General features: G+C 64.7%; 20 protein-coding genes and 7 pseudogenes. 15 read left to right on the forward strand and 12 right to left on the reverse strand.

Features of this window, described 5'->3' with window-relative positions:
* Positions 1 to 370: 370 nt before the first annotated feature.
* Positions 371 to 1,087 (forward strand): IS6 family transposase, encoded by a 717-nt coding sequence (locus tag GO592_RS42190; RefSeq protein WP_420228095.1) that lies wholly within the window; start codon positions 371 to 373, stop codon positions 1,085 to 1,087.
* Positions 1,088 to 1,608: 521 nt separating this feature from the next.
* On the opposite strand, the gene GO592_RS42195 is transcribed toward GO592_RS42190, so the two are convergent.
* The 3 genes from GO592_RS42195 to GO592_RS42205 all read right to left on the reverse strand — a co-directional run bounded on the left by GO592_RS42195 (position 1,609) and on the right by GO592_RS42205 (position 4,272).
* Positions 1,609 to 2,196, reverse strand: a complete 588-nt coding sequence (locus GO592_RS42195; protein WP_007296699.1) for a TetR/AcrR family transcriptional regulator — start codon at positions 2,194 to 2,196, stop codon at positions 1,609 to 1,611.
* Positions 2,197 to 2,285: 89 nt separating this feature from the next.
* Positions 2,286 to 3,476 carry an acyl-CoA dehydrogenase family protein gene (locus GO592_RS42200; protein ID WP_007296698.1) on the reverse strand — a complete coding sequence of 397 codons (1,191 nt, stop codon included), beginning with the start codon at positions 3,474 to 3,476 and terminating at the stop codon, positions 2,286 to 2,288.
* Positions 3,477 to 3,531: 55 nt separating this feature from the next.
* The gene (locus GO592_RS42205; protein ID WP_007296697.1) at positions 3,532 to 4,272 is read right to left on the reverse strand and encodes an SDR family NAD(P)-dependent oxidoreductase; all 741 of its coding nucleotides are present in this window, start codon (positions 4,270 to 4,272) and stop codon (positions 3,532 to 3,534) included.
* 423 nt (positions 4,273 to 4,695) lie between these two features.
* Here GO592_RS42205 and GO592_RS42210 point away from each other — a divergent pair, with 423 nt between their 5' ends.
* Complete coding sequence (locus tag GO592_RS42210; RefSeq protein WP_007296696.1) at positions 4,696 to 6,336, forward strand: AMP-binding protein; 1,641 nt, start codon at positions 4,696 to 4,698, stop codon at positions 6,334 to 6,336.
* A gap of 929 nt (positions 6,337 to 7,265) precedes the next feature.
* A pseudogene (locus GO592_RS42215) lies at positions 7,266 to 7,734 on the forward strand (IS3 family transposase); the annotation flags it as partial.
* A gap of 356 nt (positions 7,735 to 8,090) precedes the next feature.
* Here the strand turns inward: GO592_RS42215 and GO592_RS42220 are convergent.
* From GO592_RS42220 to GO592_RS45525, 5 genes and pseudogenes are all read right to left on the reverse strand, one after another.
* Positions 8,091 to 8,766 (reverse strand): annotated as a pseudogene (locus tag GO592_RS42220) (IS701 family transposase); the annotation flags it as partial.
* A gap of 371 nt (positions 8,767 to 9,137) precedes the next feature.
* The gene (locus GO592_RS42225; protein WP_007295868.1) at positions 9,138 to 10,013 is read right to left on the reverse strand and encodes an alpha/beta fold hydrolase; all 876 of its coding nucleotides are present in this window, start codon (positions 10,011 to 10,013) and stop codon (positions 9,138 to 9,140) included.
* Positions 10,014 to 10,021: 8 nt separating this feature from the next.
* Positions 10,022 to 10,510, reverse strand: coding sequence for a hypothetical protein (locus GO592_RS42230; protein WP_237720350.1), 489 nt, complete (start codon positions 10,508 to 10,510; stop codon positions 10,022 to 10,024).
* 604 nt (positions 10,511 to 11,114) lie between these two features.
* Positions 11,115 to 11,375: pseudogene (locus GO592_RS42235) on the reverse strand (ATP-binding protein); the annotation flags it as partial.
* A gap of 487 nt (positions 11,376 to 11,862) precedes the next feature.
* Positions 11,863 to 12,246 carry a hypothetical protein gene (locus tag GO592_RS45525; RefSeq protein WP_007295865.1) on the reverse strand — a complete coding sequence of 128 codons (384 nt, stop codon included), beginning with the start codon at positions 12,244 to 12,246 and terminating at the stop codon, positions 11,863 to 11,865.
* Between GO592_RS45525 and GO592_RS45530 the strand changes: the two are divergent.
* The 3 genes and pseudogenes from GO592_RS45530 to GO592_RS45540 all read left to right on the forward strand — a co-directional run.
* Positions 12,166 to 12,585, forward strand: a pseudogene (locus GO592_RS45530) (tyrosine-type recombinase/integrase); the annotation flags it as partial. The gene GO592_RS45525 and the pseudogene GO592_RS45530 sit on opposite strands and share 81 nt — an antisense overlap.
* Before the next feature lie 172 nt (positions 12,586 to 12,757).
* Entirely contained in the window at positions 12,758 to 13,237 is a 480-nt protein-coding gene (locus GO592_RS45535) for a hypothetical protein (RefSeq protein WP_007295863.1), read from the forward strand.
* Positions 13,234 to 13,701, forward strand: a complete 468-nt coding sequence (locus tag GO592_RS45540; RefSeq protein WP_007295862.1) for a tyrosine-type recombinase/integrase — start codon at positions 13,234 to 13,236, stop codon at positions 13,699 to 13,701. The genes GO592_RS45535 and GO592_RS45540 overlap by 4 nt, the downstream gene beginning before the upstream one ends.
* A gap of 1,669 nt (positions 13,702 to 15,370) precedes the next feature.
* Here GO592_RS45540 and GO592_RS42250 read toward each other — a convergent pair.
* Positions 15,371 to 15,541, reverse strand: coding sequence for a hypothetical protein (locus GO592_RS42250; protein ID WP_157234186.1), 171 nt, complete (start codon positions 15,539 to 15,541; stop codon positions 15,371 to 15,373).
* Positions 15,542 to 15,618: 77 nt separating this feature from the next.
* Here GO592_RS42250 and GO592_RS42255 point away from each other — a divergent pair, with 77 nt between their 5' ends.
* The 9 genes and pseudogenes from GO592_RS42255 (at position 15,619) to GO592_RS42290 (ending at position 22,898) form a co-directional block, all read left to right on the forward strand.
* The gene (locus tag GO592_RS42255; protein WP_050998568.1) at positions 15,619 to 16,254 is read left to right on the forward strand and encodes a hypothetical protein; all 636 of its coding nucleotides are present in this window, start codon (positions 15,619 to 15,621) and stop codon (positions 16,252 to 16,254) included.
* Between the two features lie 6 nt (positions 16,255 to 16,260).
* Entirely contained in the window at positions 16,261 to 16,929 is a 669-nt protein-coding gene (locus GO592_RS42260; protein WP_007295860.1) for a hypothetical protein, read from the forward strand.
* A 181-nt stretch (positions 16,930 to 17,110) separates the two neighbouring features.
* Positions 17,111 to 17,916: pseudogene (locus GO592_RS42265) on the forward strand (AAA family ATPase); the annotation flags it as partial.
* Between the two features lie 251 nt (positions 17,917 to 18,167).
* Positions 18,168 to 18,293, forward strand: coding sequence for a hypothetical protein (locus GO592_RS46180; RefSeq protein ID WP_007295859.1), 126 nt, complete (start codon positions 18,168 to 18,170; stop codon positions 18,291 to 18,293).
* Between the two features lie 243 nt (positions 18,294 to 18,536).
* Complete coding sequence (locus tag GO592_RS46810) at positions 18,537 to 18,953, forward strand: hypothetical protein (protein WP_420228091.1); 417 nt, start codon at positions 18,537 to 18,539, stop codon at positions 18,951 to 18,953.
* 2 nt (positions 18,954 to 18,955) lie between these two features.
* Positions 18,956 to 20,020: pseudogene (locus tag GO592_RS45545) on the forward strand (hypothetical protein); the annotation flags it as partial.
* A 65-nt stretch (positions 20,021 to 20,085) separates the two neighbouring features.
* Positions 20,086 to 21,305 (forward strand): IS3 family transposase gene (locus tag GO592_RS42280; RefSeq protein WP_202715233.1). Its coding sequence is split into 2 segments (ribosomal slippage): positions 20,086 to 20,338 and positions 20,338 to 21,305, totalling 1,221 coding nucleotides; the frame shifts between segments, so codons are not numbered across the junction.
* Between the two features lie 34 nt (positions 21,306 to 21,339).
* Positions 21,340 to 22,101: pseudogene (locus tag GO592_RS42285) on the forward strand (hypothetical protein); the annotation flags it as partial.
* Positions 22,101 to 22,898 carry a hypothetical protein gene (locus GO592_RS42290; protein ID WP_007295856.1) on the forward strand — a complete coding sequence of 266 codons (798 nt, stop codon included), beginning with the start codon at positions 22,101 to 22,103 and terminating at the stop codon, positions 22,896 to 22,898. The pseudogene GO592_RS42285 and the gene GO592_RS42290, both read left to right, overlap by 1 nt.
* Before the next feature lie 191 nt (positions 22,899 to 23,089).
* On the opposite strand, the gene GO592_RS42295 is transcribed toward GO592_RS42290, so the two are convergent.
* The 3 genes from GO592_RS42295 to GO592_RS42305 form a co-directional block, all read right to left on the reverse strand.
* Positions 23,090 to 23,581: a helicase associated domain-containing protein gene (locus tag GO592_RS42295; RefSeq protein ID WP_202715313.1), complete on the reverse strand. Its 492-nt coding sequence runs from the start codon at positions 23,579 to 23,581 to the stop codon at positions 23,090 to 23,092.
* Positions 23,582 to 23,941: 360 nt separating this feature from the next.
* Positions 23,942 to 24,895, reverse strand: a complete 954-nt coding sequence (locus GO592_RS42300) for a hypothetical protein (RefSeq protein ID WP_007295854.1) — start codon at positions 24,893 to 24,895, stop codon at positions 23,942 to 23,944.
* Positions 24,896 to 25,106: 211 nt separating this feature from the next.
* On the reverse strand, positions 25,107 to 26,279 hold the full coding sequence (locus tag GO592_RS42305; RefSeq protein WP_007295853.1) for an ATP-binding protein: 1,173 nt from the start codon (positions 26,277 to 26,279) through the stop codon (positions 25,107 to 25,109).
* Between the last annotated feature and the right edge of the window lie 167 nt (positions 26,280 to 26,446).

The following is a 26,446-nucleotide window of genomic DNA, read 5'->3' on the forward strand; positions in this document are numbered from 1 at the left end:
TACCACGCCGTCTGGGAATCTGGTGATGGCCATTGTCTGCGAACCGCGATGAGATGAGTCACGCCGCAAATAGGGCGCGGAGCCCGTGAGTTCCTAACTGCGCGGCCCTCATACCTCAACCACCAACTAGCCGGACGGACGGGCGGTGAGGCCACGACGGCGAGTCGACCGCCGTTTCCGGTACGGCGATCTGGGACTGTCCAAATCAGCCGATCAATCCCGCCACGGAAAAGCACCGGGCCCGAGTCTGGAAGCCTTCGCCAGGTGGAAGTCGATGCCAGTATTCGCACACCCCCTTTCGACACTGGGCCTACGCACATGATCGATGGCATCGTCAACTTGGCTGTGCGGGTGACCGCTGGGAGGATGGGTGACCGTGACCAGCGCAGATTCGTCGTACAAGGGCTTCCGCTACCCGAAGGAGATCATCAGCCACAGCGTGTGGCTGTATCACCGCTTCGCGTTGAGTCTGCGTGACGTGCAGGAACTGATGTTCGAACGCGGCGTCGTGGTCTCGCACGAGACGATCCGGCAGTGGTGCGCGAAGTTCGGCCAGTCCTATGCCAATGAGCTGCGCCGCCGCCGGCCCCGCCCTGGCGACAAGTGGCACCTCGATGAAGTGTTCATCCCGATCAACGGCGAGCAGAGGTATTTGTGGCGTGCGGTCGACCAGGACGGCGTGGTGCTCGACATTCTCGTCCAGTCGCGTCGAAACGCCAAGGCCGCCAAGAGGTTCTTCCGCAAGCTGCTCAAGGGTCTGCGATACGTGCCGAGGGTGCTCGTGACCGACAAGCTGGCCAGCTACCAAGTGGCGCACCGCGAGATGCTGGCCTCGGTCGAGCATCGCCGGTCGAAGTATCTGAATAATCGGGCCGAGAACTCGCATCAGCCCACGCGACAACAGGAGCGCCGGATGAAGCGATTCGCCTCACCTGGGCAGGCACAACGGTTCCTAGCCGCGTTCTCCGGCATCACGGGGCACTTCCAGCTGCGGCGGCACATGTTGTCGGCATCCGACTGGCGACGCGAGATGACCGCCCGCTTCGCTGTGTGGAACGAAATCACCGCGACCGCCACCGCTGCCTGAACAACACACCTAGCCAACAATTTCCGGGTTAACACGAACCCAAACCGACTGCACCACTGCGACTATCACTCAAGTTGACGGTGCCGTCCAGATCGTCAACAGACGCACACGTCGTTGCGCTGGCTGCTGCACGAGGAGGGGAATGCCTCCACCTTGTTGCAGTCATCGCGGAGGGTGATGCACGAACTGTTTTCTCGTCGAGGTGCAGCCGCGCAACGCGGCCGAGTGGCGGTGGACGAGCGATGATCCGGAAGGCCGGCGCCGCCGTCAAGCCGCGGCCACCTCCGCGATGTGCAACGACGTTGACGACCGTCCGCGCACTTCCACCGGAAGAGGCCACTGTTCTACAGATGCAAAATCAGGTGTTGCGAGGCCTGCACCATTGCTGCAGCTGAAGCTGCAATGCCACAAACAGCCCACACGAAAAAACCGGCCGCTGAACTGGGCATTGGTGTTCTCAAGCGCGGCTCAACGTGGGGAGATGCGATCGACGGTGCCACGGGTGACCGCCACGAGTGCTTCTACCCGGGGTGGCGCGCACGCATTCCGGTGATGATGGTGTCGAGGAATTCGTCCGCGATCTCTTCGGGAGTTTCGGCGCCGGTCGGGGTGATCCAGAGGTAGCTGTAATTGAACATGCCCAGCAGGCCCTTGACCATCAGCCGGGGGAGAGGATGGAACTGTCCATCACGAATTCCGTGCTCCAAGGCATTGCGCCAATGTGATTCGTAGCGTTCACGTTCGGCGATGATCCGGTCGCGGCGCTCGTCGGTGAGAGCGTTGTACTCGCGGAAGAACACCGTCCATTCGGCGCGGTGGTCGGCGATGTTGCGTATGAGTGCGCGGGCCAGGCCTCGCAGCCGCTTCTCGGGATCGGCCTCTGACAGAGCTAGGTCGTCGGCGACGGCATTCATCTGGGCGAGTTGTCGGCTGCTGATCTCGTAAAGGATCGTTTCCTTGCTGCCGATGTAGTGGTACAGCGCGCCCCGGCCCAGTCCCACAGCTGTCCCCAAATCGGAGATACCCGTGCCGTGGTAACCCGACTTCGCGAACAACTCGGCGGCCACCTGCAGGACTCGGTCCCGGTTGGTGTCGTATTTGTCGCTCATTTGCAGGGACCCCTCTGTTCCACGCTGTTTGGAGATGTGAGTTTAGACGCCCGCTGGCGGCCTGGTCATCGAGGAGACCGCGTCGCCGATCAGCACTGTGAGCACTGCGGGTCGAATGTGTCGGAGAAGGCGTAGCCGTCGAGCAGGCGCCCCGCCGTGACCAGGTACTGGATCGTGGGCGTGCCCTCCTCGAGCCAGTTCAGGCGGGCGTCTCGGTATAGGCGTTCGATCGGATGCGCGCGCGTGTATCCGATCCCGCCGTGGATGAGCAGGGCTCGGTCGGTTACCCTGCCGACGGCCTCGAGGCCGAACAGCTTGCACATGCTGGCCTCGGCGGGTATCCGTTCACCCGCATCCCACTTCCGCGCCGCGTCGGCGAGCATCCCGCGCAGGGCGTAGACGTCGGTGGCCATCTCCGCGAGGTAGCGCTGGATGGCCTGCCGTGTGCCGATCGGCTTGCCGAACGTGACACGGCTCTTCGCGTGGGCGATCGACAGTTCGAGGGCGCGCTCGGACGTGCCGAGGGAGCTTGCTGCGATGAACACCCGGCTGATCTCCAGTGCGCGTTCGAGGTGCTCGTTTCCCTGCCCCTCCACGCCGACGAGGGCGGTGGCGGGGACCCGGACGGAGTCGAGGGTGACGCGTCCGTGGTCGGTGCCCTTGCATCCCATCGTCTCGGGAAGCGCTGCGATCGAGAGACCGTCGGTCTCGCGCGGGACGAGGAACGCGGAGACGTCGGTGGCGGTCGTCTTCGCGAAGACGATGAAGTGAGAAGCGATGTCGGAGTTGGTGATCAACCACTTCTCGCCGTTGAGGACGTACTCGTTGCCGTCGCGCACCGCGGTCGACCCGAGGTCGGCGCCCGTCCCGAAGCCCGGTTCCGTCAGCGCGAACGCGACCGAGTTCCGGCCCGTGGCCGTGCCCGGCAGGACGTCCGTCTTCTGCTGATCGCTGCCGATCTCGGAGAGCGCGTGGGCGAAGGAGTTGTGTACGTGGACGATGGTCCGGAGCCCGCCCTGGACCTTGGCGAACTCGGCGATGATCGGCAGGTACTGGGCGATCGAGAGGCCGCTGCCGCCGTACTCGCGGGGGACGAGCAGGCCGAGCGCGCCGATCCGCTCGAGGATGGGCATGACGATATCGTGCGGAACCTGCTCGTCGTCCTCGATCTGCTTCTCAAGCGGGTCGAGTTCGGACCAGATCGCGTCGACGATGCGATCGCGGAGGAGTGCATACTCCGCCTCGGGGATGCCGGCCGAATGGGTGAGGGTCGTGGTCATAATGACGTTCCTTTCGTTGCGTGCAGGTTTGAGCTGGGGAGTCACAAGAAGGGAGTCACAGTGCCCAGCCGCCGTCGACGGTGAGCACGGATCCTGTGCAGAATGTGGCGTCTTCGCTGAGGAAGACTGCGGCCTTGGCGATTTCGTCGACGGTGCCGAAACGGCCGAGGACGGTTTCTCGTTCGATGCGCCTGCGTGCGGACTCGGGCACCGCATCGGTCATGTCCGTGCTGACGAAGCCGGGGGCCAGCACGTTGACCCGGATGCCGTCACGCGCAACCTCCTTGGCGAGTGAGCGACCGAAGCCGATCATCGCGGACTTCGCACCCGCGTACGCGGTGTCGCCGGCGTGACCGATCACGCCCACGACCGACGACACCAGCACGATGCTCGGTGACCTGCCGTGCACGAGGTGGGGCAACGCGGCCCGGGCGAGGGCGACGGTGCCGCGAAGGTTCGTCTCGATCACGCTCCACCAGGCGTCCGGGTCCGTCTCGACGAGCCGCCCGCCCGACCACTGACCCGCGTTCAGGACGAGCGAATCGAGGTGTCCCCAGTGGGAGACGACGCGCTCCACCGCCGTGGGCGCCGTGGTGTCGTCGTGCAGGTCGAAGCGGATCGGGAGTACCTGTTCTGGGGCGTCCGCGGCGAGCTTCTCGGCGTCCTCACGTCTCGTCCGGTACGTGCAGCCCACCAGGCAGCCGCGCTGCGTCAGGGCCGTGGTGACGGCGGCTCCGATGCCGCGGGAACCGCCGGAGACCAGCGCGACGCGGGGATCGTCGTGATTCTCGTTCATGCTCAGGAATGTACCTACCGATACAAAAATAGTCCAGAAGCGATGAGTATGAGCATATTATAGCAGGTAAAGAAGGATTGATTCACAGAAGGAGAAATGTATCGATTGGTCCAAAAATCTTGCTATCACTTTGCGGGTGTGCTAGATCTGTGACAGTCGGCACATTGAGTGACGGCGATTGCGATCAATTTCGGCCCGCATCGTGAATTGCATGACTGCGGGTGAGTGCAACCGGCGGCCTGCGCTGGTCTACACGAGGCAGTGGGAGATCGAATTGGAGTCACCAATGACTTGGAGGTCCACCTGAGGCAATCCTCCGAGTTGCCTTCGCATCCCTCGTCGGCGCGGCAATCGAGTGGTGCGACTGCGTCCCCACTGTCCTGGTCCTGGCCCTCTTACAAGAACTGCAAAGGTGAACTACTGATGTCTCTTGACAGCGTCACCTCGTCCACCCTCGCCGACGCGTGGAAGGGCATCGAGTCCCTTCTGGACCGCGACCCATTCGGCGGGGACTTCAACACCGCACACGAGATCTGCACCCGATATGCCGCGGACCCCTTCCGTGTCGCGCTCACCGTCCGGCACGAGGACGGGGCCGCGGATCACTTCACCTACCACGAACTTGACCGTCTCGCCGCCAAGGCAGCACGCGTGTTCGCCAATGCAGGGCTAAAACGGGGTGATCGGGTCGCCGGCCTGCTCTCTCGGCAGGTCGAGAGTTGGATCACTGCCCTGGCGGCATGGCGAGCCGGACTGGTGTTCGTGCCGCTGTTCGGCGGATTCGCTGCCGAGGCGATCGGACTCCGTCTGAGCGTGGCCGAAGTTCGGGCGGTGGTCGTTGATCACAGCTACCGTCCCGCCCTGGCGGAGGCACAGGCTGTGCACGGACTTGATCCAACTGTGATCGTCGTCGGCCGCGCCACTGAGTCCGGCGACAGATCCTTCTGGACCGAGTTGTGGGCAGTCGACGCCGATGGGCCAGTCGAGACCACCGCTCTCGGGGATACCGCGACCCTGTTGTTCACCAGCGGGACGTCCGGCACACCGAAGGCATGCGCGATCACACATGCGGCATTCGTCTCCGTCATGCCCTACGCGAAGAGCGTTCTCGGGGCGACCCGCGACAGCGTCGTCTTCTCGACGTCGGACCCGGCGTGGGCGTTCGGGCTGTACAGCACCGGCGCCGCCGTCATGGCGCTGGGCGTGCCGCGCGTCATGTACTCGGGGAAGTTCGTCCCCGAGGCCTGGCATCGCGTCATCCGGGAAGAGAAGGCCACGATCCTCACCACCGCGCCGGCCGCCCTGCGGCGACTGACGGCGACCTTCGAACAGGCCGGGGTGCCGCCGACGCTCCGCACCGTCGCCGCTGCCGGTGAACCGCTCACCGCAGCGGTCGCCGCGGCCTGGGCCGGCACCGGTGCACCCGCCGTGCGCAACGGGTACGGACTGTCCGAGGTCGGCATGCTCCTGGGCGACACCCAGGGCACCGAAACGAGGTCCTGCCCGGGCTGGATGTCCGCCACGATTCCGGGATTCGACACGTTCCTGGCCGACCGGGACGGCGAACCGGTGGACCCCGGTGAACCTGGCCTGATCGCAGTGCGACGCCCCCGGCACCAGATGTCCAGCGGCTACGAGAACACCCCTGCTCTCTGGGCGGACCGCTGGCGCGGCGACGTCTTTCTCACCGAGGATCGAGCTGTCACCGACGACGACGGCCGATGGCAGATACTTGGCCGCGACGATGACATGATCATCGCGTCGGGACACAACATCAGCCCTGTCGAGGTCGAGAACGCACTCCTGCAGCATCCCGCGGTCGCCGAGGCCGCAGCCGTTGCGTACGACGATCCCGTCCGCGGTGGGGTGGTCCGGGCGGTCGTCGTTCGCGCCGATGCTACCGCGGTCGGCGACGACGATCTCGTCACCGAGCTGAAGAAGCTAGTCGCGCGACGAATCGGTCCCTACGCGGCGCCGCGTGTCGTCGACTTCCGGCAAGATCTGCCCCGAACCGAAGTGGGCAAGGTGCGCCGGGCGGCGGTCCGACAACTTCCCATCACCTGAGAACACCGCCCATCCGCTCTGCCTCGCAACCGTGCGCTGACGGCGCATCGGCGCGGACAGGTGTCGTTCAGATCGGGCCTTTGGTGTCGCAGATCAGTGCCCGACGGAGCGACATCATCTGCCACGCAATCCAGACCAGCCGCGCAAACGCAAAGTCCGGCCGGATCCTACAAGACTTGGCGACAAAGGAGCCTGATGAAACCATCCAGGGAAGAATTGGAGCTGCTCGCCTTCGCGAAAATATGGATTCCCTACGGGGGCGGGTCCGATGAGGAGATTCTCGTCAACTTCGGATTGAGACGTGATCAGTATTTGCGCAGGCTCCGCTCTATCCTGGACAGCTTCAGCTTGGATATAGATCCAAAGGAAGCCGCAAGCCTTAGAGGTCTAATCCAACAACATGCCGAATCGGTTTCTCGATCAAACTCGTTCTCCAACAATATCATCCGACACAGATTTGGATCAACTCCCGATCGTCGCCGCGACTCGTGAAAGCCAGAAATTGAGTACGCAGAAAGCTTTTATAGGAGCACCAATGCCGATCCTAATGTTTCATGCAGTCGTGGCGATAGCACGATTACTGACACCCTGTGCCTTCCCCGCGGCGTTGCAGAGAATTGCCACCGCGATGGCCGTCCTCCGCATCTATGCGCGAATGACAGCCCTCTGCGCGGCAAAGTCTGACCTCCTCTGGGGCCATGAGCAGTGTGACACCTTCCGCGTGTTTTGACCGTCTCCGATTACCACCGCAAGGACAGTGCACCTGACCTGCCGATACTGAGGTTGCCCCCTTGGAGTGGACACCCTGACAATGGTTCTAGGAGAGCCAGGAGGGATGTCGAGGTGGGACGCCAGTCTCTGTACACGGAGGAATTCCGGAAAGACGCGGTCGCGTTGTACCGCGCGGCCGACGGTAAACGCACGTACGGGGCTCGTCGTGGTTGTTTTTGGCGACGGTGATCGACATCTGTTCACGTCGGGTGGTGGGGTGGTCCATCGCCGACCATATGCGCACCGAGTTCGTCACGGACGCGATCGAGATGGCGGTGCGCACCCGCGGTGGTGATGTCCATGGGGTCGTATTCCATAGCGATCGCGGATCTCAGTACACCGCAAAGGCTTTCGGCGATGTATGCCGCCGTCATGGGATCCGCCCGAGTCGAGGCCGGGTCGGCTCGAGTTACGACAATGCTCTCGCCGAGTCGTTCTTCCAAGGACTCAAGAGGGAGTGGCTGCACGGACGGAGTTGGACGTCGAAGTCGCAGGCACGGCTGGAGCTGTTCGAGTGGCTCTCGTACTTCAATCGACGTCGCCGTCACTCCGCGCTGGGATACCTCTCCCCGGTGGAGTTCGAACAACGGCTGATCGCGTCGTCTGACGCTGTCAGTTGCCGCATGAAATCCGGTGTCCACTCTCAAGGGGCAACCTCAATACGGACTTCGCGTCGTGCCGACATTCATCGGCGTAGCAAGTGGTTGCGGTCGGCCACTCTGACCGCAGGCCCCTGCGTGAGCCTGCGTTAAAACAAGAGCTGACCTCGACATGCCTTGTCGGGCTGGGGCAAAGCCCGGTTAGTACTGCAACGGCACTTATGGGAGATGCTCGCGGGTTGGCAGTGGCAGGATCGGGCCAGGTGTTGTCGGCGTCTCCGCCAGTGTGACCAGGACCAGACGCGCACGTCGGGCGGGCGTGTCGCAGGACCAGATGCGGCCGCCGGATCTCGGGTACCACCTAGCCGATCGTGCCCTAATCGTCTATCCCGATTCCCTCATTACCGCTGCGGTTTTCGTCCCAGCCAGCCAGCCAGCCAGCCAGGCGAGGGCGAGCATCGACAAGGTGACGTGGGCGTTACCAGGCCCCGCCCGGTACGTACGCACCTGATACTGGTCCAGCCCTGCCTCATTCTTGGCCTGCTGAAAGCATCTCTCCGCCCACCACCGCGACCCCGCGACCCGGCGACCCGGCGGCAAGTTAGGTGAGCGTGGTCCGCCGGGCGCCAGCGCAGGTGTAGTACGCGATCTTGGTCGGATCCGACAACGATCGGCGGGCGAGCAGCCAGTGCCCCCCGGGCGCCACGAAATACGGATCGGCACCCGCACCTAGGAATACTCCCGCGGGCCGTGCGCGCCGTCGCCGGTAGAGATCCAGCGCCACTGTTTCGGCCGGGATCACTGCGATCATCTTGTCCGCCCGACCGGTGCCCGTCCGGGGTGAACAACCTCGTCGTTGCGGCGGATGGCCAACACGTACGACACATCTCGTTCCTCGAGCCACACCCGCCGGTACTTCACCAACCCGTATGCCTCGTCCGCGGTGAGCCAGGAGAACGGCACCTTCGCGTCGAGCGCGCGCTCGACCATGCGCTGCGCCACACGGGTTGGTCGCGAACTCCACCTCGTCACCGATCCCCGCGGCGCGGCACCGGTCCCGACCTCAGGTCCACGTCGCGCTGGCCCGCAGGTTTCAGGAGATGAAAGGAAGCCGACGGCCACTACGCCAATCTTATCGACGTTGTCGATACCCATTGCCTGTCTGCTTGGGGCACCGGTAGTGGTGGAAGATCTGGATTTGCCGTGTTCTGGCTGTACTCGACCCTGCTCGATCAGTCGATGACAGGGCGAGACGCGCGGAGAGTTTGAGCAGGCGGATACCAGATCGATGGCTAATTGTGGCAGAACCGCGCGGTGCTACCTGCTCGAATTTCGTGCCGCATGCCCCAGGCTCGCGGCCGGATAGCCACCGACCAGCCGGGCGCCTGGAACAAGGGCCCGGCTGGTCGGCTGGATCACAGTTGCTGCGATTTAGATGCGGTCACTTCTCCCGTACCGCGCCTTGAGTTCATTCAACACTGGGACGATCGCTTCCTTGAACGCTGCCGGGTGTTCGGAGGGCGGGAAGTGGCCGACGTGAGGAATCCGTACTTCCTGATTCTTCAAACCGACAACTGCATCCCGCAACTCGGCCGTGTGCTCGGGATAGCAGCTCCAGTCGTGGTCTCCACCAACCACGTACAAGCCCTGCTTCTCCGCATCGATCTCACCAAGGAACGGCCTTGCGTCGTGATCCTTCGATGCGAAATGGAAATCACCACCGAGAACGCCCGGAGCGCACTTCGAGTAGATCCATTCGACTTCCCGCCGGTACTCCTCTGGAGCCTCGGACGAAGATAGACTCCGGATAAGTGGCCGCGATGCGTTGTGGGGGTTTACTTCCGGATGCACCAGCCAGTCGGTCATCGTTGCCCATGCAGGCTCGTATGCGCGAGGCTGTAGAGCAATCAACCCGCTGAACTTGTTCGGGTGCACGTGCGCGATATCGAGCATCACGTACCCGCCCATCGAGCAACCCATGAGGATGGGTTTGTCGAGATCGAGTGCTGTGCTGAATGCAATGATGAAGTCCATATAGAACTTCTGCGTCAGGCGGTACTCGCCCTTCCACCACCCTTCCGGCGGAAGCGAACGGCCGTGGTACGGCATGTCGAAGGCAATGACCCGAAAATCGCGGGTTACATCCTCGTCGTTGAGTAGGTGCCGGTACTCGATCGAGTCGGCGCCGGCTGTGTGGAGGCAAACGAGCGGAATACCGGTCCCATTGGACTCGAAATACGTTCGGTACGTTGTCCCGTCAACCTCGACATACACATACTGCCCGGTGATGGGTTCAATGACAGCCATCGGTTCTCCTAGTTGGTCTGAAGCTTCGACAAGTACACGTACAGCGGCTGCAGGTTGGCGAACAGCTTGCGATAATCGCCCTCGAAAACAACATGCGTGCGGATTTCGCCGGTGACGCTCATCGGGCCCTGTAGCCACATTCCGAACACATCGCGATATTCGGCGTCCGGATCCTTGTCGATATAACGCCGCCAGGCGTCTTCCGTGCCTCGAACTGCGAAATCCCAGGAGTCGGCCGCAGTGGGGTTCGCCGTAACAGCGATGTGGCCCCTGTCGACCCCCACTACATAGCGGTGATCTCCGGCTTCGAGAAGGAAATTGAACACCGCCTGTCGAGCGTCAAGTGAGAACTCTGGGTCTGCCTCAATTGTCCGGGAGGTGCTTTCAACCCAGCCCGGGTCTGAGAGCGACATACGTTGCCCTTTCGTGTTGATAGGCCGAGGGACTTCCGCGGCCCAGATCGCAACACCTTCGACTGTCGACAGCGGTGTGAACACTGCATGTCATCGGGTGGCAGTCGTTCCGCGATGGCGATTATGCCGCAAGGCAAATCAACCTTCGCTTGTGATAGGTGCCACATGAGAGTACATCAGTGGACCACTCGGTACAAGTCAATTTACAGCGCATATGCCACTTCTTTGGACTGATTGGTACAGCTCGTTCTCGAACGTCCTGGTTGGTCACGCATGGCCAATGGCGTATAGCAATTCACTGGGCATGGCCCAGGCCGTTAAAGAGGCCGTCGTCGTGGCGCGCATACCCCGGGTGCCACATGGAATCGCCGCTGCGAGCGACCGATTGCCGAGCGGCCGGGGGGTAAGACCTGCATTGCGCAGCGTTCCCGGAGGAATGGGGAGCCAGCTGACGCAGGGGAGGTGTATCGGCCCTGTCCCGAACCGAAGTGTCTGCTCGGATGACTCAGTTGGCCAGGAGATTTTGTACCGCCGTCAGCTCGTACGGCCTGTCACGATTAGGTGTTCGCGCCAGAACTGCGTGGGTGTGTCAAGGGACATTGGGTTCTGCCCATAGGCGGTCACGAAACCTGCCCGTGGGCGGACATGAATGTGCCCACGGGCGGACACGAAGCTGCCCACCTGTTGCTCAGATCAGCGGTGTGGTGCCGGTGCCGGCGAGGGCTTGACTCATCCGGATCGAATCACCACTGGTCTGACACAGGTGAGCGTGATGCATGAGCCGATCGACGGTGGCGGTGGCCAGGGTCTTGGGCATCAGTTCGTCGAATCCTGAGGGGTGAAGATTCGACGACAGCGCAAGGGCGCGTTTCTCATATGCAGCGTCGACAAGCCGGTAGAGGCCTTCGGCGGCGTCCGCGGCCACCGCCAACAGGCCGATGTCGTCGACCTATGCCGACGTCGGCATAGGTCGATCTATCCCGAGCCTGGAACTATGCCGAGGGGCGAGCAGCCTGAATTGGAAAGTCTTTGTGTCGCTTTGCGGGTCCGAATCGATGGCTCCGAAGGGTAGGCATAGTTCCGGGTCTGAGTCGACGCTTCTGTTATCGGAGCAGGGTGCTCCGGGACGGAGGCGAGGTCATGGCTGGAACACGGAGAAAGCCTGGACGCATGGGCCCGCATATTTGGGGCTTCCGGATCAGGTTGACGGAATTGGGTTACACACCCGAGACGACTCGAGAGATGCTGAAGGTGGTCGGCACTCTCGGCCGGTGGATGGAGCGTCGTGACGTTCCCCAGGTGAGTTGGGCTCAGCGGCGTTTGTAGAGTTCATAGACGATTGCCGGCGCCGCGGGATGCGGCGAGTGCCGAGTATCCGGAGTCTTGACCCGTTGCTGGGGTTTCTTCGTGGGGAAGGCGTTGTCGGCGATCTGCCGTCACCGTCTTCGCCTATGGAGATGCTCCTTGCAGATTATCGCGCATGGCTCGTTACCGATCGCGGCCTGTCCGAGACGACGATCATCCGATACGAAAAGCTCGCTCGACGGTTCCTTGAACAGCATGGCGGCGATGGCGGTATCGACGTGGCTTCTCTCGATGGCAAACGCATCGTCGCTTTCCTGATCCAGGAGAGCGAACGACTCAGCGTCGGCGGTGCCAAGGGGCGGGTGGCCGAACTGCGGTCGCTGCTGAAGTTCTTGTATCTGCGCGGCTGGACACCGCGATTGTTGACGACAGTGGTGCCGCCGGTCGCCGGTTGGCACGACACCGGCATCCCGAAGTCGATCACCGCCACCGAGGTCCAGTCCCTGCTGGACCATTGCGATCGGACCGATCCGATCGGGATCCGGGACTACGCGATCCTCATACTGGTCGCGCGGCTGGGTCTACGGTCGATCGAGGTGTCGCGGCTCGAGTTGGGAGACATCGACTGGCGTGGCGGCCAGATCGTCCTGCGAGGTAAGGCCTCCCGAGAGGACGGCATGCCGCTTCCCGCTGAGGTGGGTGAGGCATTGAGCGCCTATCTGTCGCAAGCTCGCCCCGCGACCCCACTTCGACCGGTGTTTCTGGCCTGCAATGCCCCCATTCGGGGTATTCGCCCGGACCTGGTCGGCGACGTGACCCGCCGCGCCTGCGATCGAGCCGGGCTTGCGAGGGTGGGCGCGCATCGACTACGGCATTCGCTGGCCACGGAGATGTTGCGACGCGGCGTCACGCTGACCGCATCAGCCAGGTGCTCCGTCACCGCGATCTGGCGACCACCGCGATCTATGCGAAGGTCGATTCGACGACTCTGCGTACCATCGCCCTGCCCTGGCCGGAGGCACAGCGATGAGTGCCCTATCCGAAGCCGCAGTCGACTATCTACGGCTGCGCAACCGCTTGGGCCACGATCTGGCCGAATACCATCGCCTGCTTCCTCGATTCGTCGCCTATCTCGACGACACCGAGGCTCCCACCGTCACCGTCGCGGCAGCTCTGGCCTGGGCATACGGACCCGATGTCGATCCGATGACCAGCGTGGCGGCCAGGCGGATGACCATCGCCCGCGGCTTTGCCCGACATATGGCCGGAATCGATCCGCGAACCCAGATCCCTCCGGCAGGTCTCATCGCGTTTCCCAAGCGTTGGCACCCACCGTTCATTTTCGAGCCCGGCGATATCGACGCACTCATGGCCGCGGCGCAGGGTTTGCGGTGGCCGTTGCCTGCGGCGACCCACTCGACGCTGATCGGGCTGCTCGCGGTAACCGGCATGTTCTCCGGGACCACCCCTGCGGTGAACGCAGCGGTCCGCACGCGCATCTCGTGAAGCGGATCAACCCGAACCGGGCCGCCGCGAAACGCGGATTCCCGGCCACCGTCATGGACGGGATCATCACCGGTGGGATCGTGCGCCGGGCCAGCCCCGCCATGGTCGACAGCTACCACGAGTACCTCGCCGAGGACTATCACCGGGTCCGGGCACTGGCCGACAGTGACCTCGTGCTGGTCCAACTGGCCGGGCAGCGGGCCGGTGCCGGCCTCAGTACGCACGGGGCCCGGCAGATGATCGACCGCGCGGGCCGCCGAGCCGGGCTGGGCCGGGTCCGGCCGCACACCTTCCGCCACACCTGGGCCACCGCGCTCACGGAGGCGACCGGGGGCAACACCAAGGCGGTCGCCGACGAAGGCGGCTGGACCAGCTCCCGCACGGTGGAGGACACCTACGCTCACCTGGCCGGGGACCCGACCTTGCAGGCGGCGCTGGAACACATCTGGACGGAGCAGCTATGAGCGTCCTCCAGTCCGTCGACTCGATCGACGACCTGTTTCGACTGGATCCGCTGGCTCGCTTCGAACGGCTGATCGCAGCGGACGACTTCCCTGATTACCTACGGCAAGAACCGATCGTCTTCGACATGCATGACCCGATCTACGGCTACTTCTGCGGCGTGCCGGGATGCGCGCTGCCCGCCACCCATCCGCAATGGTGGTGCACACGGCACAGTGACGAGCGCCGGCGTGCGCTCCGGCAGGGTGTCGGGGAAGCCGCATGGAAAAGTGCCGCGGTCCCGTTCCCCGCCAAGGACGTGCACGGGACGAGGAGCGGGCGATTGCCGGCCTGTCGTTTCTGCCCCGACCGTGACGCGGTCGCCGGTGACTTGTGCCGCCGCCACAACGCCCTGCAGGTGATCGCGCGGCGGCGAGCCGGAGTCGGCTTCGTCGAGCAGGCGTGGGCCGCCCGCCAGGTCAGCCTTTCCGGCGCCGGTGACTGCCGGGTGGAACACTGCCTGCGCCGGGCCGAGCAGGAGCCGTCGCTGTGTCCGGCGCACCGAAAGGTATGGGTGTCCGCCGGATCACCGTGTGATACCGGCATGGCGGCGTGGTTGTCGCGGGCGTGTGGAGAATCGACCACCGGGATGGTGTTCCTCGGTGAGCTTGCACCGCTGCTCGCCGCCGAGATCCGGTACGGATTATGGGCACACACAACCAGTGCGGCACCAGCACGGTGGCATCCGATGTGGCTTCGAACGCTGGTCAAATCGTGCGCCGCGATGGGTGTCGGCTCGCTGCTCGAGGTGGACACGACCAACATGAAGTGGAGTCGGCGAGTGGGCACCGTCAACCGCATCGTGCAGAGGATGCGCACCGACATCGACCCGATCCACAACTCCCGCAGCGACACCCGCGAACTCGGCTACCTCGACACCAACTACTGGGGGTTCCGGTTTCCCGACCGCCGGTCGGTATTCGACCTCACGTCGATCGGGCAGCGTTGGCTTCGCGACCTGACCTGGGACTACCTCGCTGAGCGGCTCGACGAGCCGAACCGCCCCCGGACCCAGGGCACCTTCGAGCAGTTGCGCCGCTCGATCGTGTGCTTCAGCACCTACCTGACCGACTGCGATCCCGACCGTGGCCAGCAGCCGGCGGCGCTGACCCGGGCTACCGCCCAGGATTTCGTCGCGGACTTCACCCGTCGCGTCGCCAACCAGGAACCGTGTCGGGGTGTGTTCAACAAGGACGGAACCGCCTCCACAGCAACCAATCTCAGCTACTCCATGACCCTCAACGCGCTACGGCGGGTGATGCGCGCGGCAATGGACGGCGGGACCGCGGCAGCGATCGGGCTGCCCCGGGAGTTCATCGTCGCCCTCCCCTTCGGCGGTACCACCGCAGTCCGCAACCCACGGCCTTTCAGTGACGAGGTACTGCGGGCGCTGAGTGATCCGGTCAACATCGCGTTGCTACGGGATATGGATCCCCACGACGGGGGCCTGGCCGACATCTGGTCCATCCAGGTGCGGTGCGGTCGCCGCATCAGCGAAATCGTCAAACTGCGCTGGGACTGCGTGAGCGAACACCTCGGCCGGACCTGGCTGTGGGTGGATATGACCAAGGTCGGCAAGCTCGACTACGCAATCCAGATCCCACGCGACGTCTACGAGCTCATCGGGACCCGTCAGGCGAAAACGGAGCGCCGGTACCGGCTCAAGCACGGCACCGATCCGACCACAACCCAGCGCCACAGGATCGCATTGTTCCCCAGCCGGGTCAGCAACCCCACCTTCGAGCGATCCCTGTGCAGCTCGACGTTCACGGCCGCGTTCAAGGCCTGGATCGAATCGGACACGATGCAGGGTCCCCGGACACACCACCCATCAGGCCCGTCATACCCTCGCCACCCGCCTCGTTCAGGCCGGGGCCAGCATGACCCACGTCAAACGCGTCCTCGGTCAGGTCTCCGAGCGGATGGGCGAGTCCTACGTGCTCATCGCCGGGTCGCAGGTCGAACCCTTCCTGCAACAGGTGTGGGTGACCGGCCCCGGCGCCGCCCGGTCCGGCGAGGTTGTGCTCACCCCCTCCGTCACCGAGGCGGATTCCGCCCGACAACTGCTCGTCGACCTGGCCGCGATCCCCACCGAACACGGCCTGTGCACCTTCAAACCGGTTGTCGGCGGCTTCGATTGCCCGTTCGCCCGCAACTGCCATTCCTGCGAGCATTTCGTGCTGACCGGCGCCGACTACGGGTACTGGAAACGGCAGGAACAACGTTGGGCCACCCTCGCCGAAGGGGCCCCCGACGAGCACGCCCGCGACTACATCTACACCACCTTCGCCAAGAGCTCCCAAGCACTGGCCGGGCTGGAAAAAGCACTGCAGGCCCTTGGACTACTCGACCGAGCCAAGGATCTCGACCTGCGTAGCCCGCAGCAGGACTTTTTCGACCCGATCTGGCGTCACGGTTGGCGCACAGCGGATCTGGTGCAGATCGGCGCCTCGCGCCCGACCACAGAACCCACCGACGCCCGCGCGGACATCCACCTTGAGCACGGACGCGAGTAGGCCGTCATGACCAGCACACCGGTGACCCGCCCACATGAAGCCAAATCCGCACCGCAGCAAGCCATCGATGCCCGAAAGCGTGAATCCGCCACCAAGATCGCAGCAGTACGGAAGAGCATCAAGGCCCTCGGCCGCACCGGTGCGCCGATCACCCGCTCCGGTGTCGCAATACTGGCCGGAGTATCCCGCTCGTTCACCTACCAGAACGAAACCGCGAACTCGATCATCATCGCAGCTCAATCGACATCGCAAGCTCGGACGCGGGGCCGCGTCGAGGCGGCGACGGCCCAACAGCAAGCCTGCTGGCGTGAACGGGCACTCAACGCCGAAGATCGGGCGCGTGTCCTTCGTCGGGAACTCACCGTGCAGCACCAACTCGTCGCCGATCTGCTGGGCCAGATGCGCGACCCCGACGGGACCTGGCTCGAAGACGAACGCAACCGGCTCCGGGAGGAAAATGAACGCCTCCACAGGGACCGAAACGAGCTTCTCATCGAACGCGACGAGCTCCTGCGCAAACTGCGCGGCGCTCGGGCCAACGTCGCCCGCCTCAACCATGACCGCGCCAACGAACTCTTTCCCCAGGGCCCAGGCCCAGACCGGAATGAAGGCGAAGTCACTCCTCCAACAATCACGACGATGACAACAAGCTCACTCGCAGCACCCTCGGACTGAACAACGGCCTACCACGCCCCGCCGAGGCTCAACACACTATCGGCAGTGCCCGACCTGGTGACCGCGAACCTCAGCAGCGCTCGGACTTGGCGCCGGACATCCGTCGCACACATGTATGACACAGCGTTTCATGCTCCTGACGTGGCTTTACGCCCAAAATTCTTTCGGATTGAGCAGTGAAGTCGACGAATCCTGGCAATGCACCTACGCCGACCTGGGCGCACTCGGCGCCATGGCCCGGCAGGTGGTCTGCGTCGGCGATCCCGGACAGATCGATCCGGTGGTGACCGGCGACGTGTCTCGATGGGACGGCAACGATACCGCCCCGAACCTGCCGGGACCGATCGCACTGCAAGCCGCACACGGCGACGCGGTGGGCGTGGTCCGGCTGCGCCACACCTGGCGACTCGGACCCGACACCACCGCCCTGATCGGACCGTTGTTCTACCCCGACCTGCCGTTCACCTCCCGCCGACCCCCGGAGCACCTGACCGACACAGGCGAAGTCGTGCCCGAGCTGGCGCACCGCCCGGTCACGGTTTCCGGTGGCCCGTCCGATCCGACGCTGGTGACCGCGTGCGCACAACGGGCACGCGAAGTGCTCGACACCGTGCTGGTCACCGCCGAAAACCAGCGACCCATGAGCGCAGCCGATATCGCAGTGGTGGTTCCCCACGTGACGCAGGCGGCGGCGATCCGCGCCCTCCTGTCCGACCACCCGGACGTGCTGGTCGGCACCGCGAACGCTCTGCAAGGGCTCGAGCGGGCCGCAGTGGTGGTACTGCATCCGCTGGCCGGATACGCACCGCCGAGCCATTCAGCCTCGATCCGGGCCGCGCCTGCGTGATGCTCTCCCGCCACCGCGCCCACATGAGCGTCGTCATCGATGACACGAGCGCCGATGTACTCGCCTACACCGAACCCTCGACCGCGCACGCCGCCAATACCGCCCTGTTGGCCGCGCTGCACCGCACTCCCGCTGTGTAGCAACCCATCACAATGAAAGGGATTTAGGCAATGTCCGATGAAAGCATGACCGAGTTCCGCGCAGAACGGCTGCCGGACGTCGACTCGCCAGCCCAGCTGGCAGCCGCAATTCGCGGGGAGGACCCGACCGAACTTCACCTACGAGTACGACGAGGGTTCTCAGGTCCACGACAACGGTGTCCGCGCGTTACGGGCAGGGGATGGGCTGATCAGCTAACGCGCGCATCTGCAATACCGATCAGGAGGAGGCCATGACGGTCTTCGGGGACTTCCTCGGTGATCTGCACCATCTGGCCGATGCGATGGGCGTCGACTGGGACGAAGCGCAGCGAAGGGGAGCGGTCCACTACACCGCCGAGTTGTACGGCGCGGACTAAAGGGAACTGACGGCTGGACGGTCCCACGGACCCGTTCGGCCGGCAGTCCCCGGCACCGGGTGCGCCGGGGACCGGTACTTCCCGATTCCCATGGGGCCATCACACGAATCGACCGCTCTGATTCATGCGTGTCACTCTGCGTGCCGACCTGCGTTTCATTCCGCGTGTCGACCTGCGTGTCAAAATGCGTGCAGACACGCGAGTAAAGATGCGTGTGATTCAGCGAGTCCTTCTCTAGCATGAATGCCGAAGGTCCCGGAAATACGCGGACGTAGGCGGGTGGGTCAGTGGCCGCCCCGGAGTGCAGCAGAGGAGCGAGGCATGGTGCAGGCCGGAAAGCGGAAGGGCGCTCGCCAGCGTCCGACTGGGGTGGGGAACGGACGTGCAGTGCGATCGCCGGATGAAGTTCTCAGCGCAGGAGGAGATTCCGACGCGATGGCACCGACCGTGGGGGCGGTAGCGAAGCTGGAACCGCGGAGGGGGCCGATCAAAGTGCAACTCAATACCCGGGTTCTGGCCTCGACGGAGGCGCGGTTGAACTGGCTGGTAAAGAACCGCAACTTCTCGGTGACCAGCGTGGTGGACGTGGCCCTGCAGGAGTTGTTCGACCGCCACCACGTACCGCCTGCGGACGTCGAGGGCCGGATCGTGGAGCAGTAAACGTGACCCGTCCGTGGGAGCAGATTGCACTGTTCGACCTGCACGAGCCAGCACCTCCCGCACCCGCCCCGGAGCCTGGCGACGATGCCACCGAAATCGCACCGGAGGAAACAGCTCCAGCGGAAATAGCGTCGGCGGAACCGCCGACACCCGCCGCTGCCGCCGATCTGCTGAATGCATCGGCGACCGAGCCGGCGGCAACACCACCCGCACCGGTATGGGAGACATTGCCCGCAGGAGAGGACGCCGATGGCCATGCGTTGATCGTGACCGCCGATGGGACCTACACACCTTCCGGGCGGGAGTTGACCGGTCCCGTCGACTCCGTCGAGAAGCTGGACAAACTGATCCGCTGGGCCGCTCTGACACCGTTGGGAGCCCCCGCGCAGATCTGGGTCGTCGGACAGGCCGCGTGCGAGCTGCTCGGGTGGATCATCGACCCGGGCAGTGAAGACGACGTCGACGACATGGAAGCCCTGCGCAACCGCGCCGCCCAGGAACTGACTGCCGTCCTCCATGCCACCCTCACCCCACTGCTGAATGCAGGGTGGGAACTGCGCGGCGACCCCGGGCACGTGGTGCACCTGTCCCGCTCGATCGGGAACTTCACCTCGATGGTCGATGTGGTGATCGAGCCGTACGTGTGGACCTACTGGAACAAGGACTTCGGTTGGCACAACCGGGTCGGAGACATGGGCATCCTCGGCTCACCGACGGCCGGAACGTATCTCCCGGACGACGACCTCCCGGCGGCACGGGAGCTCGGTCGCCGGTTGGCCTGGTGCGCCCAGCACCTCGGGGTGCTCCCGGGACCAACGCCCGCGCGCACCGGCGCCGCCCTCGTCGACAAAATCAAGCGTGAACGCACCCGCAGCGGCAAAGGCATCGTCGTCACCACCCCCGGCTCGGTCCCACCCCTCGATGGCCCGCCGCGGGGAGACCTCGAACCTGCCGTCGGCTGGACCCGCGTCCCGCAGGCCCATGAGTTCGACAAGGTCCACCGGTTGGTGTCGATCGACCAACGCGCCGCCTACCTCGCATCCGCGGGCATGCTCGAATTCGGTTATGAGGCTGCACCCTTTGAGTGGACACCCCGGACAATGGTTCTAGGAGAGCCAGGAGGGATGTCGAGGTGGGACGCCAGTCTCTGTACACGGAGGAATTCCGGAAAGACGCGGTCGCGTTGTATCGCGCGGCCGACGGCAAACGCACGTACGCGGCGGTGGCCGCGGATGTGGGCGTCAGTGGCGAAACGCTACGGACGTGGGTCCGCAAGGACACCGCCCGTAACGCGCGCTCGCAGGACCGCAGTACCGGCGCCGACGGGACCGAGGCGGACGAGCTCGCGCGGCTGCGCGCGGAGAATGCGCGGCTGCGCGGTGCGGAAAAGGAATGGCAGCTCGAACGCGAGATTCTGCGCCGGGCGGCCGCGTATTTCGCAAAGGAGGTGAAGTGAAGACCCGCCGCTGGGACTTCATCTCCGACCATCGCGCCGAGTTCGGCGTGCAGCGGCTGTGCCGGGTGCTCGGGACCTCCCGTTCCGGCTACTACAAGCACCTGATCACGGAGCCGGCCCGAGTCGAGCGCCAGGCCGAGGAAGCCGCGACGGTCGCCGAGATCCGCGCCATTCATGCCGAGCACCGGAGCGCCTACGGTGCCCCGCGGGTTCACGCCGAACTCCGCTCCCGCGGACGCAAGATCAACCGCAAACGGGTGACCCGGCTGATGCGAATCCACCACGTGGTGGGCAGGCACCTGCGCCGCAGCAAGCGCACGACCGTCGCGGACAAGTCGGCTCCGTCGGTGCCGGATCTGGTGATGCGAGACTTCACCGCTACGGCTGTCGATACCAAGTGGTGTGGGGACATAACCTACATCCCGGTGGGATCCTCGTGGTTGTTCTTGGCCACGGTGATCGACATCTTCTCACGCCGGGTGGTGGGCTGGTCGATCGCTGACCACATGCGCACCGATCTCGTCACGGACGCGATCGAGATGGCGGTGCGCACCCGCGGTGGTGACGTCGGTGGCGTTATCTTCCACAGCGACCGCGGATCACAGTACACCGCAGCAGCTTTCGTCGATGTATGCCGCCGTCATGGGATTCAGCTAAGTCGAGGACGGGTCGGCTCGAGTTACGATAATGCTCTCGCCGAGTCGTTCTTCCAAGGACTCAAGAGGGAGTGGCTGCACGGACGGAGTTGGACGTCGAAGTCGCAGGCACGGCTGGACCTGTTCGAGTGGCTCTCGTACTTCAATCGACGTCGCCGTCACTCCGCCCTCGGATACCTCACCCCAGTGGAGTTCGAACAACGACTCATCGCGTCGTCTACGCTGTCAGTCGCCGCATGAAATCCGGTGTCCACTCCCGAGGGGCAACCTCAGTTACGGGCAACCCCAACATCTGACCGGTGGGGCGGCGGCCGCGGCGGCGGTGGGGGACAAGGGTGCCCCGTTCGGGCTGTGGCGAATCACCCTCCCGTGTGGGCAGACACTGTCGCTGCCCGAAAAACTCCCGCTGCCGCACCCCCACATGCTCGCCGACCAGCCGGTGCAGACGTGGGTCACCACGGCCAGCCTCGACGGACTGTGCTCACCCATGGCAGACGGGGGAATCGGCGCCGACCTCGACGACCTCGACATCACCGAGGCCTGGGTCTACCCACAACAGGGCCGAGCCCTGGACAAGTGGGCCAAAATCCTGCGCGAGGCCCGAAAAGCCGCGGTGGACACCGACGACGACGCGACGAAGCGGTTCCTCGGCACCTGCTACAAGGGCTACATCGGGCGGATGGTGAACCCGGACATGTGGACTGCGAAGCAGATGCAGCATCACCACCAACCACTCTGGCGTGCGTCGATCATCGCGCACTGCCGGTGGCGTGGCCGCCGGGTGGCGATGCGGATTGCCCGCGAGCACGGCCGCTGGCCGGTCCGCACGGTCACCGACTCCTGGGTGTACCTCCTCGCTGACGGTGAGGACATTTCCGACCCGAGTGAGGCGCTGGGGAAGATGTCGGTGGAGAAGGACACACTGCTAACCGACACACTCCTGTCCGCCTTCACTTCGGCAGCGGACGTTCACGACGTGAACCTCGCGATCAAGGCGGCATTCGCCGACGAGGACGAAGTGGAGGGGGAGGTCTGATGGCACTGCATCTTCCGAAGCCGCGCACCAAGAAACCCGCGCAGGAGGCGGTCGGCCTCGACGGCCTCAAGGTTTCCGTTGCCAACGCCGCGACCAGCGGTGTAGAGAAGTCGAAGCAGGTCAAGAGCGGGGGACTGGCCGGCCTGACCAGCAAGGTCTCCGTCAAACAACTGCGCAAAGAGCTCGGCAACGAGGGACTACGGCAGGCCGCGATCGATGCCGGCCGCACACCCCCCTCCGCGCGCACACTGCGCCGGTGGGCCCAACAAGGCCGCATCCCGCACGCCGACGTCCTCGAGCGAGCCCAACGCCGTGCCGCGATCGAACGTCTCGGCGGTGTCGACGCCGTGGCCGCCAAGATCGGGCGATCCCGCTCCGCAGTCTCCCGGTACCGGTCCGGGGAAACGAACGAGTTGCGGGCGGACGCGAGCAAGAAACTCAAGAACGTCAAGGCCCAGGACATCATGAAACGCGCCGGAGTGTTACGGCCCGACGGAACCCCTAAAAGAGCGGTCATCCGGGTCAAGGGTGGCGTCATGGTCCGCAACGGCGCCGACGAGGGCTACGACTACCGGGTCCGGACCCTGGATTTCGCGAACTCGGACACACCGTTCACCAATGAGGAGTCCCGCGAACTGGCCGCCGCACTGGCCAACGACGATCACGCCCGGGTCGTTGCACTGCTGGAGCGGCACGCCACCCTCGACTACCCCGAGAACAAGGGCTTCGACAAGTACAGCGACCAGTTCGGATTCCACTTCGACCACATCGACTCCGTCCACATCGACTGGATCTAACAGTCCTCCACCTACCTCGCTGGGCGCCGGAGCAATCCACAGGGCGCTAGATCGACACCGTGCTCCTCACCTCGATGTGGGCGTGGCCGGCCGGGACAGCGGTCTGCCCACCAAGCGGGTCAACTACCACTGTCCGCCGGATGGAGGGACGAGCGCGCCTATTGCCTCCATAGACAAGGGCGTTGGGATGTCTATCCCACAGGCTGTGCTGATATTCGTGGCCCCCGTGGGCGTGGGCCGGGAGAGACCCCGAGGGCAGCAAGTGGACGCCTCTCGTCGTCGGGCAATGCGTTGGCTCGCCACTTCTTCACCGCCCGGTAGAGCCACTGGCCTACCTGTTCACCGTCGGCGGTGACATAGTTCGCGGGAACGAGTGCGTCGCCGTGCTCTTCGCGGTAGGCGGCAATTTCAGAAAGCATCCGTCGCCGCTTGCCGTCGGCCGGTGACACGGCAGGAAGTGGAAGATCGTCATCACTCCACACGAACCCGATCGCATCGAGTTGCGCAATGCGTTGGGGCGGAAGGGTGCCGAGCATACGGGCAACCCGCTGGCGGTCCTGCCAAAGTCCCAGTCGAAAACCGCATTCGGTGACATAGTCAACGGGCACCACGATTCGGGGGTGATGGCGGCGAAACGCAGCGTAAAGCTGCAGAGGTGAGGCCGAGGACCGGTTTGCTCGCATCGAGATCACATCCTTTGTGAAGGCCGTCAAGCGTTGCCCGGATAGTCACTAACTCAAGTATGTCAACCTATTTGACGATCTGTCACGGGGCTCGACACGTGATGGGTTGCAACTTGTGCGCAGGTCGTGAGAGCCAGTGGAACTCACAGGTGATCGCCAGCGCGAAGGCCCGTCGCGCTCGCGCACCGGAGAATACCGAGGTCCTTGGACCGGGCCCCCGGTACAGGGAAGCGCGCTCCCGCATCCTGGCGTTGGCCTGATCACTCCATCCTGTGCCGCGGCGATGTCGGTACGCCGTTGCCCTCGGGGACATGGCGTATTCACAGGTCAAGCCTGGAAACGTGCGGATCGGTTCTCGGTTCAGAGGTTCCAGAGTCGGAGCAGCGCGGCCCGCAGGCTGGCGGAGACGATGCGGTGGTCGGTGTGCAGCCGGGGATTGGGGTGCCCGACGTCGGCGAGCCATACTTCTGCGTCGGTCACCGCGATCGGCTCCAGGTCCACTCGGGTGCGCAGTTGGTACGCCACCGCTCGGCGGGTGTGCGGGATCGCGATCGGATCGGAGTCCACGACCGCGGGCGAGTAGAGCCATTGGTTGTCGGCGGTGACCTGGAGCAGGACGTCACCGCGCTGGAGCCGCCCGCGGCCGCCGGGGGTGTCGATGCGGAACCATTCGAGCTGGTACTTCGCCGCCGGTCCCGCGGACGTACGGCGGCGGCTGGTGTGGGCCGCCCGCTCGTGTTCTTCCGCGGCGCCGGGTTGGTAGTCGGTGATGTGCCACAGGAACATCCGGGTCACCGGGGTGGGCAGGAAATCGGGTTCGGCGCGGTTGCGGCTGCCGATCCCGGGCAGGGGTACGGCCCGGCCGATCTGCCAGATGGCGGTGGCGTTGTCGAGGAACACCTGGTCGACCTCGGTGATCTCGTCGATACCGTCGACGAACTCCCGGACGGCGGCGACAATGTCGGGATCGTCGGTGATGACCACGGCCTCATCCGCGATGGTCGAGCTGTGGGAGGCGTTGGCGGAGCCGATGACCGCCCGACGGTCGGTGGCGATCACGCCTGTGTGCAGGTTCGGCGACGACAGCACCCGCACACCGGCGTCCACGTAGTACGCGAGCGCGAACGGGGAGGTCAGGTGGGCGCGTACCGCGGCGCGGGAGGCGTTGACGACGAGGACGTCACCGGCACGCAGCGGCAGCAAGGTGGGTGCGTCCTCGCCGAGGTAGGCGATCGCGGCATGCCGAGGTCCCCGCGTTCGGATGGCGCGGGTGATGTACGGCCACGGGCTCGGCCCGTGGAAGGTGGTCCCCATACCCGAAAAGGGTAGCGGGGAGGACCGCTTCGGCCGGTCGGCCCCGGATGACCCGGCGCACAAGCAAGGCCACCATCTCACTCGTGAGGTACGGGTGTCTGCTGTCGAAGGACGTTTCCCCGTGCCTCGGGTGAATTTCTCAGGCAACACACTTCTTCTGCAGAGTGTCGGCGCGCGCCGCGAGAGCCGATGGCGTGTGAGTGCAGGAGTATCAGGCGGTGGGCTGGCGACGAATGAAGTCGGCCATTCCCGGGACGGTGAACGCGATGCGACCGTGTTCGGGGGACCAGATGAGGCCCTTCTTGATGGCGGAATCACGGACGTCGCTGACCGCGGTGGTCGCCACACCCATGGCTGCGGCGACCTTCCCGGACCGGGGGGTGGGTTCCCCGGTTTCGGCGATGGCGCGCAGGTACCGGCGCTCCCGGTCGGTGGCCCGGGTCCACCGGGACGGGAAGAACCCGTCATCCAACGCTCTCCGGCCTTCCTCCACGGCGGTGTGGGCGTCCTCGGTATCGAAGGGGGAGGCGGGGGCGGTGTGCCAGATCGCCTTGCCGAACTCTTGCAGGAAGTACGGGTAGCCGCCGCTGGCTTCGACGACGATCTCGAGGGCGTCCGGGGTGAACGCACCCCCGTGTGCCTCGACCGGGACCCGGAGCGCGTCGGCGGCATCGGTGGGGGAGAGCGGTCCGATGGTCCGGTAGGAGAATTGCCGTTCGGCGTAGGAGCGGCTGTCGGCGAGCACCGCCGGCAGGCTGGGCAGGCCGGCGCCGATGACGAAGAACGGCCATTCTCGTTGGCTGGCGCGGTGCTGCACCGCGAGCAGGGCGCCGAGCAGATCGGGGTCGAGGTCTTGCATTTCGTCGATGAACAGTCCGAACGCGGCGCCCTTCTTGCGCATGACGTCGCTGATCGCTTCGACCAGCTCCTCGAGGTCGAGGTCGATGTCTCCGCTGGCGGCCCGCCCACCGAGAGCGAGTTCGATCTTGGCCGGGCCCAGACCGACACCGAGGGTGAAGCCGCGGGCGAGGGAGACGAGGTCGTCGATGACCTTGTGGAGCTGATGTTTGCGGCTGAAGCGGCGCAGACCGACGGCGAGTTCGTAGCCGAGGCGGGCGCGGACCGCGGCGATCCCGGCCTCGTTCGGTCGGGCCTCGATGGTGATCGCCAACCAGCCCTGCCGCTCGGCGTGCTCGGCGAGGGTGTTGAGCAGGGTGGTCTTGCCGACCCCGCGGAGCCCGGAGAGCACCATCCCGCGGTCGTAGTTGCCTGCCTTGCTGCGGGCGACGAGCAGATCGAACTCCTGGCGCTCCCGGTCCCGGCCTTCCAGCGCCGGGGGCCGTAGGCCCGAGCCGGGTTTGAACGGGTTCAGCGCGGGATCCATATCGACAACTATAGACATTTATGGGGCAAACCCCATAAATGTCCATAAGTTGCAATAGTCTCCGGAAACGTCCGGCCGGTTTCCGGCAGGTGTAGGGAATCAGAAATCGTGGATCTCATCCAAGTTGGCCACTCGGTGGCCAGTTGGCCAAGGGGGTGAGACGGCAT

This window comes from Rhodococcus sp. 21391, assembly GCF_016772255.1.
Lineage (GTDB): Bacteria > Actinomycetota > Actinomycetes > Mycobacteriales > Mycobacteriaceae > Rhodococcus_F > Rhodococcus_F opacus.